Source organism: Caproiciproducens galactitolivorans (genome assembly GCF_026672255.1).
In the GTDB taxonomy this organism is placed as follows: Bacteria; Bacillota; Clostridia; order Oscillospirales; family Acutalibacteraceae; genus Caproiciproducens; species Caproiciproducens galactitolivorans_A.
On sequence record NZ_JAPOHA010000001.1, the window covers coordinates 187,295 to 202,984 of the forward strand.

General features: G+C 49.0%; 16 protein-coding genes. 10 read left to right on the plus strand and 6 right to left on the minus strand.

What is annotated here, in order from left to right; translation table 11 throughout:
• Positions 1–25: 25 nt before the first annotated feature.
• The 3 genes from OUY18_RS00865 (at position 26) to OUY18_RS00875 (ending at position 1,737) form a co-directional block, all read left to right on the plus strand.
• On the plus strand, positions 26–1,360 hold the full coding sequence (locus tag OUY18_RS00865; protein ID WP_268056819.1) for an FAD-dependent oxidoreductase: 1,335 nt from the start codon (positions 26–28) through the stop codon (positions 1,358–1,360).
• Between the two features lie 78 nt (positions 1,361–1,438).
• Positions 1,439–1,573, plus strand: a complete 135-nt coding sequence (locus OUY18_RS00870) for a hypothetical protein (RefSeq protein WP_268056820.1) — start codon at positions 1,439–1,441, stop codon at positions 1,571–1,573.
• Positions 1,574–1,584: 11 nt separating this feature from the next.
• Positions 1,585–1,737 (plus strand): hypothetical protein, encoded by a 153-nt coding sequence (locus OUY18_RS00875; protein WP_268056821.1) that lies wholly within the window; start codon positions 1,585–1,587, stop codon positions 1,735–1,737.
• A 137-nt stretch (positions 1,738–1,874) separates the two neighbouring features.
• Here OUY18_RS00875 and OUY18_RS00880 read toward each other — a convergent pair whose 3' ends face one another.
• Positions 1,875–2,045, minus strand: a complete 171-nt coding sequence (locus OUY18_RS00880) for a hypothetical protein (RefSeq protein WP_419196103.1) — start codon at positions 2,043–2,045, stop codon at positions 1,875–1,877.
• Positions 2,046–2,163: 118 nt separating this feature from the next.
• Between OUY18_RS00880 and ndk the strand changes: the two genes are divergently transcribed.
• Positions 2,164–2,565, plus strand: coding sequence for a nucleoside-diphosphate kinase (ndk, locus tag OUY18_RS00885; RefSeq protein ID WP_268056822.1), 402 nt, complete (start codon positions 2,164–2,166; stop codon positions 2,563–2,565).
• A gap of 84 nt (positions 2,566–2,649) precedes the next feature.
• Here ndk and OUY18_RS00890 read toward each other — a convergent pair whose 3' ends face one another.
• Positions 2,650–4,137: a GH25 family lysozyme gene (locus OUY18_RS00890; RefSeq protein ID WP_268056823.1), complete on the minus strand. Its 1,488-nt coding sequence runs from the start codon at positions 4,135–4,137 to the stop codon at positions 2,650–2,652.
• A gap of 426 nt (positions 4,138–4,563) precedes the next feature.
• Between OUY18_RS00890 and OUY18_RS00895 the strand changes: the two genes are divergently transcribed.
• From OUY18_RS00895 to OUY18_RS00905, 3 genes are all read left to right on the plus strand, one after another.
• Complete coding sequence (locus OUY18_RS00895; protein ID WP_268056824.1) at positions 4,564–6,150, plus strand: peptide chain release factor 3; 1,587 nt, start codon at positions 4,564–4,566, stop codon at positions 6,148–6,150.
• A 52-nt stretch (positions 6,151–6,202) separates the two neighbouring features.
• Positions 6,203–7,162, plus strand: a complete 960-nt coding sequence (locus OUY18_RS00900; protein WP_268056825.1) for a bile acid:sodium symporter family protein — start codon at positions 6,203–6,205, stop codon at positions 7,160–7,162.
• A 179-nt stretch (positions 7,163–7,341) separates the two neighbouring features.
• Entirely contained in the window at positions 7,342–8,163 is an 822-nt protein-coding gene (locus tag OUY18_RS00905) for a mechanosensitive ion channel family protein (RefSeq protein ID WP_268056826.1), read from the plus strand.
• 22 nt (positions 8,164–8,185) lie between these two features.
• Here the strand turns inward: OUY18_RS00905 and OUY18_RS00910 are convergent, their stop codons facing one another.
• Both OUY18_RS00910 and OUY18_RS00915 read right to left on the minus strand, forming a co-directional pair.
• Entirely contained in the window at positions 8,186–8,344 is a 159-nt protein-coding gene (locus OUY18_RS00910; protein WP_268056827.1) for a hypothetical protein, read from the minus strand.
• A 21-nt stretch (positions 8,345–8,365) separates the two neighbouring features.
• Positions 8,366–9,595: a class I SAM-dependent rRNA methyltransferase gene (locus OUY18_RS00915; RefSeq protein ID WP_268056828.1), complete on the minus strand. Its 1,230-nt coding sequence runs from the start codon at positions 9,593–9,595 to the stop codon at positions 8,366–8,368.
• A 261-nt stretch (positions 9,596–9,856) separates the two neighbouring features.
• Here OUY18_RS00915 and OUY18_RS00920 point away from each other — a divergent pair, with 261 nt between their 5' ends.
• Complete coding sequence (locus OUY18_RS00920) at positions 9,857–10,240, plus strand: hypothetical protein (protein WP_268056829.1); 384 nt, start codon at positions 9,857–9,859, stop codon at positions 10,238–10,240.
• A 78-nt stretch (positions 10,241–10,318) separates the two neighbouring features.
• Here OUY18_RS00920 and OUY18_RS00925 read toward each other — a convergent pair whose 3' ends face one another.
• Positions 10,319–11,008, minus strand: coding sequence for a DUF554 domain-containing protein (locus OUY18_RS00925; RefSeq protein WP_268056830.1), 690 nt, complete (start codon positions 11,006–11,008; stop codon positions 10,319–10,321).
• A gap of 129 nt (positions 11,009–11,137) precedes the next feature.
• On the opposite strand from OUY18_RS00925, the gene pglX reads away from it, so the two are divergent.
• Together pglX and OUY18_RS00935 are read left to right on the plus strand one after the other, a co-directional pair.
• Positions 11,138–14,389, plus strand: coding sequence for a BREX-1 system adenine-specific DNA-methyltransferase PglX (pglX, locus tag OUY18_RS00930; protein ID WP_268056831.1), 3,252 nt, complete (start codon positions 11,138–11,140; stop codon positions 14,387–14,389).
• Positions 14,390–14,406: 17 nt separating this feature from the next.
• Positions 14,407–15,054, plus strand: a complete 648-nt coding sequence (locus OUY18_RS00935) for an HAD family hydrolase (protein WP_268056832.1) — start codon at positions 14,407–14,409, stop codon at positions 15,052–15,054.
• A 25-nt stretch (positions 15,055–15,079) separates the two neighbouring features.
• On the opposite strand, the gene OUY18_RS00940 is transcribed toward OUY18_RS00935, so the two are convergent.
• Entirely contained in the window at positions 15,080–15,595 is a 516-nt protein-coding gene (locus OUY18_RS00940; RefSeq protein WP_268056833.1) for a hypothetical protein, read from the minus strand.
• Positions 15,596–15,690 lie beyond the last annotated feature (95 nt).

Here is a 15,690-nt window from a genome sequence, read left to right on the forward strand (position 1 = left end):
AATCTTAACCTTGGAGGGATAGTCTATGAAATCGATTTGGAACGAAAGCTGCAGTCTCCCAAAAAGGGATTCCCTGAAAGGCGATCTTGTTGTGGACACCATCGTAATCGGAGCCGGAATGGCCGGAGTGTTGACCGCGTACCTTCTGCAAAAAGAAGGAAAGAAAGTTGCGGTTCTGGAAGCGGTGGAAACGGCAAGCGGCGTAACAGGAAATACAACGGCAAAAATAACCTCGCAGCATAATTTGTTTTACAACACCCTGATACAAAAAGTGGGGCAGGAGCAGGCAAAGCAGTACGCCGACGCAAACCAGAAAGCAATTGAAATGTATCGGAGCATCATCTCCGAAAACGGCATTAACTGTAATTTGGAAACAAAGTCCGCGTTTGTATATTCGCTCGATCAGATGCAGGACATTGAGGCCGAAACAAATGCCGCGCTCAGTTTGGGAATTCCCGCGGAATTTACAACATCCACCGGTTTGCCTTTTGAAGTGAAGGCGGCGGTGAAATTCCCGAATCAGGCACAGTTTCATCCGCTCAAATTTATACAATCTATTTCTAAGGATTTGGATATCTATGAAAACACAAAGGCGTTATTCGTCAGCGGCGACAGCGTTGTTACAAATCGCGGCAGGGTAACGGCGGACCATATTGTTATTGCTACGCATTTTCCCTTTCTGAATGTTCCGGGCTGGTATTTTGCGCGGATGCATCAGGACCGCTCCTACGTGATTGCGCTGGAAAACGCAAAAGACCCGGATGGAATGTATATTGACGCGGATCCGAACGGCTACTCTTTCCGCAGCTATGAAGGGCATTTACTTCTCGGCGGAGGCGGTCACCGTTCGGGCAAGCATCCGGATACAAGCAGCTATGAAAAATTGCGGGCTTTTGCAAAGAAGTACTATCCGGACAGCCGCGAGGTCTGCCATTGGTCCGCGCAGGACTGCGTATCATGGGACAGCATTCCTTATATCGGGCGTTACAGCGCTTCAACCCCGCATCTGTTTGTGGTGACCGGATTTAAAAAGTGGGGCATGACCAGCTCGATGGTCGCCGCCATGATTCTCAGTGACGAAATCTGCGGCCGCACGAATGAAAACGCGGAAGTTTTTTCTCCCCGGCGTTTTAATGCGTCCGCTTCCGCAAAAAATCTTTTCACCGATGTCGGGCAGTCTGTGGCGGGTCTTACCGCGGGTTTGTTTTCTCCGCCCAAGCGCAGATGCGCGCATTTGGGCTGCCGCGTTCACTGGAATCCGGACGAGGAAACATGGGACTGCCCCTGCCATGGTTCAAGGTATACCAAAGACGGTGAACTGATCAGTAATCCGGCGCAGAAAGGTTTAAAAAACAAATAGAACGGCTCGCAGACGGAATCCGAAGGAAAATGCATAGGACAATTCCGTCTGCGCATAATACGGATGGAGGTGATTGCAATGCCGAAGGACAGCCAGCCGGACAATAAAAAAGACCGGGTGAAAAAAGCAAACGGACAGACGACCATTACAAGGGAGAATCAAAATCAAAACCGGAACGCAAAGAAACAATCCATTCAAAAGAATGACGTGTAAGGAGGCACAACGTGGCTAAAGCAGGAATGAGGCGCCCGGATCCGAAGGACCCGCACGGCACGGAGAGCAATCATAAAACGCATATCCCGAAGAATGATGTGAATCCCGTACCCGAAATTCAGGGAAAGGCGAAGCACACCAAGGAAAAAGCCGCCCCCATGTAAAAAATTATGTAAGACCGGGCGAGGTTTGGGCCCCGCCCTAACAGGGTGAATATCCATGCACATTCGGCACGTTTTTTCAAATACGATATTTGCCCTGCACGCTATTATCTTTGCCTTCGCACGATTGATTATGAATGTTAATATTTGTTTTTAATACTGGCTACAAACTCATGCATTTCCCCGTTTGAATTTACTTCATGCGTATGATCCAATATCTCCTGCTGCTTTGCGCGGGGAAGAGCCGAAAAGTATTCCATCGCCTCCTCGTTTTGGGCGAGCGCCATTCCAAAACCCAATGGAAGATCCAATTTTATCACCTCCGGCATTAGTGTTCACCTTCCAAATTAAAAAATTCAGTCTTTGTGCTTTTATTCGAATACGCAATATGCTATTATTAGAATAAATAAAAAACAAGGAGGTATTCAAATGGAAAGAACATACATTATGCTGAAACCGGACGCGATCAAAAGGAAGTTGGTCGGGAAAATTATTTCGAGAATCGAAGAGAAGGGTTACATAATTACCGATGCGAAAATGATGCAGCTTGACGAAGCCATCTTAAAGGAGCATTATGCGCATCTTGCGGATAAACCTTTTTTTCACAGCATTGTGGAATATATGGTTTCCGGCCCCGTGCTGGCAATGATTGTGGAAGGGGAGAATGCCGTGTTGGGAATGCGCAAAATTATGGGCGCAACCAAGTTTGAAGACGCCGAAGCCGGTACGATCCGCGGGGATTATGCGTTCAATACGCAGGAAAACCTGATCCACGGTTCGGATTCCGTTGAAAACGCGGAAATAGAGATTAAACGTTTTTTTCATAAATAAGGACGGCGGGAAAATCCCGCCGCCCAGATAGCTCTTGGGTATAGAAAAATGCGGCGGAATTTTCCGCCGCATTTCTTCCGTAAATTAAGAAACAATGACTAAGCACTGCCGAACCGGCTGCTGGCCGGGAAGGGTGGAATAAACGCTGGTGCATCCGGTTCCGACCGCCTGAACCTTGTAGTAATAGCTGTTGCCGGACTTTACAAGAGCAACCTGCTTCAGGATACTGCCGTTGCCGGTTGCAAAGTACGGTGTCGCAGTTGTTCCCATCGGGGTGAACTTAAACTGATACGTCTTTCCTTTTTTCATATACAGAGGAGAGGTGGTGTCGGAAGCAACCGACATGGAACGGCCGTAAGCGGTAAAGGCAACGGAAGTCGAGCCGGTTCCGGTGGTAATCAATGCCGATCCCGAGCCTACGTTCGTAATTTTGTAAATATAGCCGTCCGTGAGCTTTTTGCTGAATTCCACAGAAACCGCGGAAGGATTGGAAGAGGCGGCCGGCGGCGCGGAAGAACGGGTCGTTGTAATTTTATAATAGTAAGCGTTGTTGGAGCCGAAGGTGTAGTCCCATGTAGTGTCGGACTTAAGCATATCGTCCCCGTCGGTTCCGGGATTTAAATTCGGATCACTGGGGTCCACGGGGGTGGTATTCTGGCCGTTTGAGGAGTAGTCCACATAAGAGTAATTGAGGTCGACAACGCCGGTGGTAATGCCCGGAACGTTTCCGGAACCATATTGCCACACCGTATACGGATTACTGTATTTTGCGGAATCTACACCCCAGCTTGCCACCCATTTGTCGTAACAGTCCAGGCTGGAACTGGAAAGGTTTGTATTGAAGAAACTCGGGGAACTGTAAATTCCCGCTTTGTAGCCGCCGTTTTCAATTGCGGAACAGAACGTGGCGGCAATGCTTGTAAGCTGCTCTCTGGACAGCGTGCGCTGTGCCTGATATTCAATATCGTAAAAGACCGGATAGTCCAAATGACGCCCATTTAATATGCTGAGGCACATTCTGGCTTCTTCCGCCGCCGCGGCTGTGGTTGTCGCGTAGCTGAAATGATAAACGCCGACTTTTATTCCGTTTGCGGTTGCGCCGTCGTAATTCTGGCTGAAATAGGCGTCGGTCTGCTGGGACCAGTTTTCGCTGCCGAAGCCTGTTCGGATAATCGCAAACTGGACGCCGCTGTTTTTTACATCGGTCCAGTTAATGGATTGCTGATATCTCGAAACATCAATTCCTTTTAATGCCACATGTACAACGCAGGAAGCGCTTTGACCGTCGGTCGCGGTCGCGGTAACAGTCGTTCTTCCCAGCTTCAGGCCCGTAACAACGCCGCCGCTGACGGTTGCAACGCTTTCATCGCTGGAAGTCCATGTGGAATCGCTCATGATGCAGCCCGATTCGGACGCTGTGAGCGTTGCGGTGTCACCCACACCCAAAGCAAGTTTTGTGTTGTCCAGGGTCAGCGTTCCCAGGGATGAGTTTACATCGGTCGCAAAAGCAGTTACGCTGAACGATGCAATGATTGCGAGTATTAGCACGAGAGAGATTAGCTTTTTTTTCATGAATTTTCCTCCATCCGTTTCTTTCTGCATCTTATTTTCTGTAACCCACTGAATTATTCGTATCATGCTATCATTCTTCTCAAATTCTGAAATAGCAACATTGCACTGAACAGTAGGATTGTTTATTTCCAATTATATTTTTAAAACCTATTTATGTCAAGTATGTACACTAAAAAACACCATGCGACAAAAGGGGATATTATCATAAAATTTGAGGGCTTAAAAAGTCAAAAAATGGCGACTCTGCTGATTATTTTGGCATTTTCCATTCCAACTTACGGCACACAATCCGTATTTCTCTGGAATAAATTACCGATAAAGGATTTTTTAATTTTGGAAATAAAGACGGAGAAAATTATATTTGATTATTTTTGGCAAATGATTTAAAATGAACAAGTGTATTTTTTACTGGCTGGAGGAAGAATTTTGGCAAATTACGTAGATGAAATCAAACGGAGAAGAACCTTCGCAATTATCTCTCACCCGGATGCGGGTAAAACGACATTAACGGAAAAGCTTTTGCTCTACGGCGGCGCCATTTCGCTTGCCGGTTCCGTAAAAGGAAAGAAAACGGCAAAGCATGCGGTTTCCGACTGGATGGAAATTGAAAAGCAGAGAGGGATATCGGTTACTTCCTCTGTTATGCAGTTTAATTATCAGGGCTTTTGCATTAATATATTGGATACGCCGGGACATCAGGACTTCTCGGAAGACACCTACCGCACGCTGATGGCCGCCGATTCGGCGGTAATGGTGATCGACGCTTCCAAGGGTGTTGAAAAGCAGACCCGCAAGCTCTTTAAGGTCTGCACCCTCCGCAATATTCCGATCTTCACGTTTATCAATAAAATGGACCGGGAAGCGCGGAACCCGTTCGACCTGCTGGAGGAAATCGAAAAGGAACTGGGAATCCGCACGTTCCCGATGAACTGGCCGATCGGTTCCGGTAAAGAATTCAAGGGCGTTTACGACAGAAACAAAAAGGAAATCATCGCGTTTAAGGCAAATAACGGCCAGCACGAAGTGGAAGCGACGAAGGTCGATATCAACGATGAGCGGCTGAATGCCCTGATCGGTGAAGACCATCGGAATACGCTTGTCGATGATATTCTGCTTTTGGACGGCGCCGGGTACGATTTTGACCTTGAAGCGGTTCGGAACGGAAAGCTTTCCCCTGTATTCTTCGGTTCGGCTCTGACCAACTTTGGGGTGGAACCCTTTCTGGAAGAGTTTTTGAATATGACCACGTCCCCTTTGCCGAGGAATGCGGATGTGGGGTTGATCGACCCGTTTCAAAATGAATTTTCCGCCTTTGTCTTTAAAATTCAGGCGAATATGAATAAAGCGCACCGCGACCGCATCGCTTTTATGCGCATTTGCTCCGGCAAATTTGACAAGAGCCTGGATGTTTACCATGTGCAGGGCGGGAAAAAGATGAAGCTTCTGCAGCCGCAGCAGCTGATGGCACAGGACCGGGAAATCATCGATGAAGCTTACGCGGGCGACATCATCGGCGTTTTTGATCCCGGCATATTCTCCATCGGGGACACCCTGTGTTCGCCTTCCAATAAGTTTTCGTTCGGCGGTATTCCGACGTTTGCCCCGGAGCATTTCTCCCGCGTGCAGCAGGTGGATACCATGAAACGCAAACAGTTTGTGAAAGGAATGTCCCAGATTGCGCAGGAAGGCGCGATTCAGATCTTCCAGGAACTGGGCGGCGGTATGGAAGAGGTGATTGTCGGCGTAGTCGGAACCTTGCAGTTTGACGTATTGGAATACAGACTGAAAAATGAGTACAATGTGGATATCCGCATGGAAGGACTGCCGTACCAGTATATCCGCTGGATTGAAAACAGCGGCCTCGACCCGAAAACCCTGAACCTTACGTCCGATACCAAACGGATTCAGGATCTGAGGGGACACCATCTTTTAATCTTTGCAAATGAGTGGAGTATCCGGTGGGCGCAGGAACACAATGAAGGGCTGGTACTCGCGGAATTTGGAAAAGGTTAATGTACGGTGAAAGCCTCTTTTGCAATCACCGGCAGGAAGGGAGGGATAGACGGTGCGCTGTTTGGATTCCTTTAATAAATTCATAGAGAAGTGGATGGCGCTTGTTACACCCGCCTGCCTGCTTATCGGCGTCCTTTTTGCGGATTCGCTCAGCCATTTCCTGTTTATCGTTCCGTATGTCTTTGCTTTTATGACGTTCTGCGGCAGCGTGGGTTCCCGATTCGGTGATTTGAAACGGGTATTTCAGCACCCGCTGCCGCTTCTGGTTTCCCTCTTTGTCATCCATTTTGTTATCCCGCTTTTAGCGAATGCGGCCGGAACTCTGCTGTTCCCCGGGCATCCCTATACGGTAACGGGAATGGTGCTGGAATTTGTTGTTCCCAGCGCGGTTGTCAGCTCGATGTGGGTTTCCATCTACCGCGGAAGCGCCCCGTTTACGCTGTCCATTATCCTGCTCGATACGCTTTTCGCCCCGTTCCTTGTCCCGCTGAGCCTGCATTATTTTGTCGGTTCCAATGTACAGGTCGACACGGCCGCGATGATGCAGGAATTAGCACTGATGGTTGCGGTTCCGGCGATTCTCGCCATGGCGCTCAATCAGGCCAGCGGCGGCACGTTAAAGCAGACGCTTTCCCCCAAGCTTGCCCCGTTCGGGAAAATTGCGCTGATGATTGTCGTTTCGGTCAATTCCTCCAAGGTTGCGCCTTTTATCAAGCATATGAACGGTTTTCTGTTTGCCGTTACCGGAGCGATGCTTGGCATTGCGGCGCTGGGATATGCCCTTGGCTGGGTCTGCGCAGTGCTTTTGAAAAGGAAGCGGAATCTTATCGTTTCCATGACGTTCGGGTGCGGTATGCGCAATATCAGCGCGGGCGCCGTTATAGCCGCCGCGTATTTCCCGGCGGAAGTAATGTTCCCGGTTATGATCGGGACGCTGTTCCAGCAGGTTCTGGCCGCCTTTTACGCGCAGCTGCTTGTGAAATTTTACGGCACCGGCGAAGAAGCCGCATGAAATTGAGAATCGAAAAACCGCCGTCCCAGAAGACCGGCGGTATTTTTTTAAGGTTTTGTTTGTAAAATTATCCTTTCCAGTCAGTGTTTTCCTATCCCTCTTGTGATTTTATGAAAACAGTTTATAATGTAGGAATACATACTATTGCTTCGAAAACATCGTTTATCTGGAGGTATTCTATGGCATTCCATTTTGAAAATTACTGGCAGCAGCTGTTGAAAACACTGGAAGCGGGGCTGCCGAAAATAATAGGCGCGCTGCTGATTCTGGGGATTGGCTGGTGGCTCAGCAATAAGGTGGTTCACCTGATGTTCCGGGCCATGCAGCGTTCGAAAGCAGACACCGGCATCGTAACCTTTCTCTGTTCGTTAAGCAGATCGCTTTTAAAAATCATTGTCTGCATTACGGCAGCCGCGCAGCTTGGCATGAACGTCAACACCATTATCGCGGCTCTCGGTGCGGCGGGTCTGACCGTCGGGCTGGCAATGAAGGACAGTATGTCTAATATCGCCAGCGGTGCGCTGATTATTTTTACGCACCCTTTCCGCGTCGGCGACTATCTTTCCTTCGAAAAGATAGAAGGTACGGTTGAGCGGATTGAAATCATGTTTACCTCCTTACGAACCTTCGATAATAAAGAGGTGGTAATCCCCAACTCAAAACTTACGGCCAGTACCATTACCAACTATTCCGCAATGACGACGCGCAGATTGGATCTGCATTACAATATCGGGTATCATGACGATATCGCAAAAGTTAAGCAGCTGCTTACGGAGCTGATTGAAAGCAGCCCGCTGGCGCTGAAAGAACCGGCTCCTTTCGTAGCGGTGGGGGAACATAATGACAGCTCCGTTACCATGGAAGTTCGGATTTGGTGTAAAACAGAGGATTTTACGGCGCTTTACTTCGATATGCAGGAAAAGGTTAAACTTGCATTCGACGAAGCGAGAATTCACTTTCCATTTAACCAGTTGGACGTACACGTGAAGCCGGAAGACTAAAATAATAAAAACAGGGGATCTGCTAAAAATAGCAGGTCCCCTGTTTTCTAAAAAAGCTGTATTTACGATAGTCCCGGTCTAGGCCATAGAGCGAATCATCGATATACTCGGTACCGACGGAAAGGCGGATGGTGCTCGGCTTAATATCGGATTCCAGGGTTCGCTTTCCGTCATCCGGCACGGGGTCTTCCGTAGAAAATTTTTATATAATTTGGAAAATATAAAATTTCAGATAGTCGGTTTCCGGTACGCTCCACAGGATGGGGTGGTCGGGAGACTGCTGGCGGGCTTCGATCTGTTTCAGCGATACCTGCGCGTCGAACGCCGCGCTCCGGAGCATGCTGCGGAAAAGCTCGTCGGTCATAAAGTGGGAGCAGGAGCAGGTCGCCAGATATCCTCCGCGCGGCAGTACCTTCATTGCGCGCAGATTGATTTCCTTGTACCCCTTGACGGCGTGTTCAACCGTCTGGCGGGACTTCGTAAAGGCAGGGGGGTCCAGTATGATGAAATCGTAACCGTCCTTCGCGCCGCAGGGCATTTCCGGAAGAAGATCGAACACATTCGCGGTTTGAAAGGTCATTTTATCCTGAAGGCCGTTGCGTTTTGCGTTTTCCTGCGCCATGGCGATTGCGTCGCCGGAGATATCCACGGCGTGGACGCGATCGGCGCCGCCCTTCGCCGCGTTCAGCGCGAAGGAACCAGTGTGGGTAAAGCAGTCCAGCACCCTTTTTCCGCGGCAAAGCTGTGAAACGGCCTTGCGGTTGTATTTCTGGTCGAGAAAGAATCCGGTTTTCTGTCCGTTTTCAAAATCCACGCCGTATTCGATTCCGTTTTCAACGATCGTTGTTTCGGTTGATTCCGGCAGGGGCAGCCCGGGAACCGGATAAAAGCCCTTGTTTTGCTCCATCCCTTCGAGTTCGCGGATGATAACGTCGTTGCGCTCATATATGCCGTCAATGGTCTGCCCGTCTTCCGCGAGGATTTTGCAGAGCAAAGGAAAAAGAACCGGCTTTAATTTTTCCATTCCGAGGGAAAGCGTCTGCGTAACCAAAATGTTGCTGAACCGGTCGACGGTGAGCCCGGGGAACTGATCGGCTTCCCCAAAAATAATGCGGCAGCAGGACAGGCCATCTCCCATCACCGTTTTACGGTAGTCCCAGGCGTACCGCAGGCGGCGCTCGAAAAAGGCCCCGTCGAAAACATCGTTGGCGCTTCGGGAAATCAGCCGGATTCGGATTTTTGAATGGTCATTGATGAATCCGGTACCCAGATATTTTTCCCGGATACTGAATAAATCAATGAAATCGCCGTTTTGGTACGAGCCTTCAATTTTTAAGATTTCGGTATTGTATACCCATGGATGGCCAGCCAAGATGCTGTTTTCCGCTTTTCGGGTCAGAATCGCTTTCGGATAAATTCTTTTTTGCTTCATATTTTTTCCTCATCTTTTTACTTGACAGCCGACCGCTTTTTTTGTAGTAACCCGGTTGCCTTTTTTTGTATCACTTATATTTTAAAATCAGCACTTTCAGAGCCTTTTCCCAACCTTTGAGAGGCTCAAAAAATACATTTGGAATACCACCGTTTACAGTTTTGTAGCAACCCCTTACAGTTCTGTTGCTTTTCTTGATTTCACGCTGGAACCGGGCTATGATGGAATTGTAAAAGAGTGATGAACAGGGGTGGAGTTTCAATGAAAATCAGGAAGTTTACAGTGATCATTGTTTTGGCGGTTTTATTGTTGATTCCGGCCGCCTGTACCAAAGCGGGATCCGCTAAAGAACAGCCCGCGGCGTTTCAGCCGACGCTGACGGTACAGAACGTTGACCAGAGCGAGGCTGCGAATGTCATCAAAAATACGATCCGTTTGGATTATCAGCAGTATAAAGTGGATTTGACGAACGAAAACTTCAATTATAACGGAAACCAGTACTATCAATTCGTGATTTCCAATAATCACAGCGAAATCGGCCCGTCCGTTATCGTCAGTAAAAACAACGGCATGATTCTTTGCTATTATCCGGACCATTCCGTTTCGGAAGTCTATCAGGACGATGTATTCAAATCGAAATGCTGATGTGTTATCCGGTTTCCGGAATCTTTTGCTGCGCCTGCAGGGATACTGGGGGCGCAGTTTTTATGAAGAAACGGAATCTTAGATTCCGATCAGCTTTCTTACAAAAAAATAAAGAAAAGGGAGAAAAATGGCCGGCAGCATATTGCCGACCTTTATTTTTTTGATTTTCAGCATATTCAGGCTGATCGCGATAATTAACACGCCGCCGACCGCCGTGATTTCCCGGATGATTTCCGCCGTCAGAACGGACTTTAACGACGAGGCCAGAAGGGTGATGATTCCCTGATAGATCAGGATTGCGGCGGCGGAAAAAATGACGCCGAAGCCCAGCGCAGAGGCGAGAAAGACCGCGCAGATTCCGTCCAGCACGGATTTAGCGAAAAGCGTCTGGTGATTTCCGGTAAGGCCGCTTTCAATGGAGCCGACAATTGCCATGGAGCCGACGCAGAAAATCAGGCTTGCGGTGACAAATGCTTTCGCCACGCCGCCGTCCGATCGGGAGATCCGGCTTTCAATCATCCGGCCGAGGCCCTCGAGCCTGTCCTCAATTTTCAGCGCCTCTCCGATGATGCTGCCGACGGCCATGCAGATAACCAATAAAATCAGGTTGTTGGTTTTGATTGCGCTCATGATGCCGATCAGCAGTACCGAAAGGGCAACCGCATCCATAATGGTTTCCTGATAGTTTTCCCGGATTCCGCCTTTTAAAACCAGTCCCAAGGCGGTTCCCGCCACCACGGCAAGCGCGTTTACAATTGTTCCCAGCATCTCATAAAAACTTCCCATCCGTTCATGTGCTTTTTATGATATATCAATTTATGTTTGTGTGTCAATAAGATTAACTTTTTCTTTGGGGTATGGTATGATATATTTATCTGGCTGGGAGGTGTCGGCGGAATGAATAAAGCGGCAATTAAGGCGTTTGCAACGGACGCGCGAAAGAAGCTTATCGCGTCGGTCTCCCAGCAAATGACGGAGCATCTCGAAGGGAACGGAAAACGGATTGCGGAGCTGGAAGCGGATGTTGCGGAAAAAGGTTTCGATGCCGTAGCGGAGGAAGCGGCCTACCTCTGGTTTAAGCGGATCATCGGGGTTCGTTTTATGGAAGTCAACGGGTATCTGCCCGGCGGCGTGCGCGTGTTGTCCTCCTGTAATCCGGGACAGGCTGTTCCGGATATTGTTGCCGCCGCGCCGCAGAGGGAAAAAACCGATGCACTTTTTACCTCGCTGTTTATCGACTGCTGTCGTTCCCTCGCAAAAATTCTGCCGGATTATTTCGGGAGTGAATGTGGGTATCCGGACGTTTTGCTGGAGCTGTCTTTTCGGGACGAAAACGGGATTGTCCGCAGTCTGGTCGACGGTATTTCGGAGGACGATTTGCGCGAAGCGGTGGAAATTGTCGGCTGGCTGTACCAGTATTACAATGACGACCGGAAAAACGAGGTGACCGGCCTGAACGGCGGGCGGGTAAAGCGCGAGGATGTTCCCGCCGCCACCCAGTTTTTTACGACGGACTGGATTGCACGCAGCATGGTTGACAATTCGCTCGGCAAATACTGGCTGGAGCGCCGCCCCGAAAGTCCGCTGAAAGCGAAGCTTTTATACTATCTGGGGGACGGGACGGAAGTGCCGGAGCAAAGCGTTGCCCCGCAGGAAATCAAAATCCTCGACCCTTGTATGGGCAGCGGGCATATTCTGGTTTACGCCTTCGAAGTACTGATCGAAATTTACAAAGAATGCGGCTATTCGGCTTCTGCTGCCGCCGAACAAATTCTTCGCTGTAACCTTTACGGCCTTGACATTGACCAGCGGTCCTATGAATTAACCTGCTTCGCTCTTTTCATGAAGGCGAGAAGCTATAATGCGGATATCCTTGCCCGAGAAATCCCCCTTAACCTGTTTTCCATTCAGGAAAGCAATGCGATCGGCGAAAACCTGCTTTCCTTTGTGGCAGACGGTGACGAAGAAATAAAAGCGGATTTGCAGAATCTAACGGCTTCTTTTCAGAATGCCAAAGAATACGGCAGTCTGATTTCCATCGGTTCCCTGCATTTCGACCGCATCAACCGGCGCGTGGAGGAAATCCGCCGGCAGGAATGCGGTGATTTATTCCGTCTGGCGTTTCGTGAGGATACCCTGAAAAAACTGCTGCCGCTGATCCGTCAGGCGCAGGTCATGGCGGGAACCTATGCGGTCGTGGCGACGAATCCTCCCTATCTCTATAAGATGAATAAGAAGCTGAAAAATTATGTCAATCACCATTACCATGAGTACGCCAGTGATTTGTTTGCCGTCTTTCTGTACCGTAATTTCGGATTCTGCAAAGAAAACGGATACTGTGCGTTTATGTCCCCGTTTGTCTGGATGTTCATTAAAACGTATCAGAAATTACGGGAATATATCCTTCAGAAGAAATCCATTTCTTCCCTTATTCAGCTGGAATACTCCGCTTTTGAGGAAGCCACCGTGCCGATCTGCACCTTCGTTTTGAAAAACGGGCCGGAAACAAAGCCGGGCGTTTATTTAAGGCTGTCCGATTTCCGGGGCGGAATGGAGGTTCAAAAGCAAAAGGTGATCGAAGCCGTAAAGAACCCGCATTGCCCTTATCGCTATGAAACACCGGCCGACCGTTTTACGAAGATTCCCGGAATGCCGATTGCGTATTGGGCAAACAGGGAATACGGCGATATTTTTGCGGATACGCCGAATATCGGCGCTTACGCGGCCGTAACCAACGGGCTTTTTACCTGCGATAATCAACGTTTCCTGCGGTACTGGTATGAGGTGCCGCCCGAAGAAATCCACTTTCACTGCTCCGGCAGGGAGGAGTGTGAAAAAAGTCCGCTGAAATGGTATCCCTACAACAAGGGCGGCGAATTTCGGAAATGGTACGGCAATCACGAATATGTTGTGAATTTTCAGAAATTCGGTGAGGAAATCAGCAGATACCGGGTGCAATCCGGGCAATCCGGCGTTTTTCCCGGACGGGCCCATTATTTTATGCCGAGCATTTCCTGGTCATTTGTCAGCTCTTCAAAATTCGGCGCCCGTTATTATCCCGGGGGCTTCGTATTTGATGTTGCCGGTTCTTCGGTCTTTATGAACCGCGAGGAGGATGTCTTCTATACGCTTGGCTTTTTATCCAGCAAATGCGCGTTCGAAATGCTGAATTTAATGAATCCGACGTTAAATTATCAGGCGGGAAATATTGCGAAACTGCCGCTTAGTATAGACGAAAGCGTAAAGCCCCGGGTTGACGAACTTGTCCGTGAAAATATTGCGATTTCCAAAGCGGATTGGGACCTTTCCGAGACAAGCTGGAATTTTGAGACGCATCCGCTGTTGAAATTCAAACCGGAGGGCGGGAACCTGTCCGACGCTTATGCCGCGTGGAAAGAATATGCCGGTTGCCGGTTTCAGCGGCTGAAGGAAAATGAGGAAGAAATAAACCGTATCTTTATCAGTTTATACGGCTTGCAGGACAGCCTTACCCCGGAAGTGCAGGAGCGCGATCTTACGGTTCGCCGGGCGGATTTTGCACGGGATATTCAAAGCTTTCTCCATTTTGCGGTAGGATGCGTTTTTGGCCGCTATAAAGTGCCGGGATATCATCCGAATATTACAGATGTGCTGCCTGTTTCCGGCGAGCTGCCGAATGACCTTGTCACGCAGGTGGTTTCTCTTATTCGCTGCCTGTTCGGTGAGGCGCCGCTGGAAGGAAATCTGGAATTTATCGCATCCGCTCTGGGTGGTTCCGGAAGCCCTCTGGAGAAAATACGGGCGTATTATACGTATTCCTTTTACCGGGAACATTGTAAAATGTATAAAAAAAGGCCGATCTATTGGCTTTTTAACGGCGGAGCCTGTAAGGCGCTTTGCTATATTCATGCCTATCGTGAAAATACCCTTTCCCACATGCTGGAATATTTTATGGAAACCCGGCTGCGTCTGGAGGAAAAGGCAAAATGCGCGGAATGCTCCAGGGGAAAAGCGGCAGTGCGGTTAAAACAGCTCAAACGGCTGGAACAGTACGCCGGCAAGCTGGAAAAGGCCGCTTCCCGGCGCATCCGGCTGAATCTGGACGACGGGGTATTGGTGAATTACAGCAAAGTTCAAAACGGGCAGAATTTGCTTTCGCCCTTAAAATAAATTGTGAGGTTGATACGATGATTAAAGCAGTAATACTCGACATGGACGGCACGATGTTTAACACTGAACGGATCATGTCGGATGCCTGGGTAAAAGCGGGGAAGGAGCTCCGCTGCGCCGACGGCCGTGAAATCTACAGGCAGATTATGGGGATGACTCATGATTCTGCAAAAAAAGTGTTCAGGGAAACCTATGGAGAAGGTTACCCGTACGAGGACTTTATTGAACTCGGCAGGAAATTTAACAACGATTATCTTGCGGAAAACGGTGTTCCGGTAAAAGAGGGACTTTACACGTTACTGGATTATTTAAAAGAGAACGGCTATAAAACAGCGGTAGCGACTTCCACACAGCGGGAAACCACGCTGAGCCATTTGAAAAGCACCAATACCATTCAATACTTCGATTCCGTTATCTGCGGGGATATGGTGGAAAAAAGCAAACCGGACCCGGATATTTACCTGAAAACAGCCGGTGCGCTACAGGTTCAGCCCGCGGAATGCATGGTGATTGAGGATTCCCCCAACGGGATTACTTCGGCCTACCGCGCGGGGATGAAAACGGTCATGGTACCGGATATGATTGAGCCGAATCCGGAGCTGAACGCGATGCTCTACGCCTGTGCGGAAACGCTTGACCGGATTATCCCGATCCTAAAAAAATAAGCTGTCAGTAAATGACAGCTTACCGTTATTTTGTGTTTGCATCTAATATTTGAAACCGCTTCTTCACTTCTTCCGTTGGAAGAATCATGCTGTTGTACAAATCTGCTTTCGTCCCTACATCATAGGGACAGTCCTTTGGCAGCGTACAGATGTAGACGATGTCGCCCTTTGTACCAAGATAGACGGGATCGCCGGAAGGGTGTTTCGTCGATTTTTTGTCCCACCCTTTTTTGGGAACAAGGGAGATGGAGAGCAGAGGGTTTTCCGCGTCTCCCTGAAACTGAAAGGAGACCGTCGTCGTTTTCGACCCGTCTTTCAGCTTTTTTTCAATGATAACCGCTTTATAATTTTCACTTTCCCAGCTGTCCGGTATGGCGAAGGAAAAGCCAAGCTTTTCGTTCGTATATTGTATCCGCTCGGCGCTGCTTTCCGGGGGAGCGGCTTTTGCCAGTTTTACTGCGGTGGATTCCGCTTTCGAAGCACATGCGGCCAGCGCGATCATGCAGAAGGCGAGCCAGAGCAAGAGAACGGGTTTTCGCATAAATCTCCTCCTTTCGGGGATTTGTATACGGGTACATCATATGCCGCAAGCCCGTAAATGTCAATTAAGGTATTAAAACTGTAACAAATTCATTA

Bases quoted from the DNA above. Each gene is read 5' to 3' on its own strand.
- OUY18_RS00865 (WP_268056819.1), top strand. From the start codon at position 26: ATGAAATCGATTTGGAACGAAAGCTGCAGTCTCCCAAAAAGGGATTCC.
- OUY18_RS00870 (WP_268056820.1), top strand. From the start codon at position 1,439: ATGCCGAAGGACAGCCAGCCGGACAATAAAAAAGACCGGGTGAAAAAA.
- ndk (WP_268056822.1), top strand. From the start codon at position 2,164: ATGGAAAGAACATACATTATGCTGAAACCGGACGCGATCAAAAGGAAG.
- OUY18_RS00890 (WP_268056823.1), bottom strand. From the start codon at position 4,137: ATGAAAAAAAAGCTAATCTCTCTCGTGCTAATACTCGCAATCATTGCA.
- OUY18_RS00905 (WP_268056826.1), top strand. From the start codon at position 7,342: ATGGCATTCCATTTTGAAAATTACTGGCAGCAGCTGTTGAAAACACTG.
- OUY18_RS00915 (WP_268056828.1), bottom strand. From the start codon at position 9,595: ATGAAGCAAAAAAGAATTTATCCGAAAGCGATTCTGACCCGAAAAGCG.
- OUY18_RS00920 (WP_268056829.1), top strand. From the start codon at position 9,857: ATGAAAATCAGGAAGTTTACAGTGATCATTGTTTTGGCGGTTTTATTG.
- OUY18_RS00925 (WP_268056830.1), bottom strand. From the start codon at position 11,008: ATGCTGGGAACAATTGTAAACGCGCTTGCCGTGGTGGCGGGAACCGCC.
- pglX (WP_268056831.1), top strand. From the start codon at position 11,138: ATGAATAAAGCGGCAATTAAGGCGTTTGCAACGGACGCGCGAAAGAAG.
- OUY18_RS00935 (WP_268056832.1), top strand. From the start codon at position 14,407: ATGATTAAAGCAGTAATACTCGACATGGACGGCACGATGTTTAACACT.
- OUY18_RS00940 (WP_268056833.1), bottom strand. From the start codon at position 15,595: ATGCGAAAACCCGTTCTCTTGCTCTGGCTCGCCTTCTGCATGATCGCG.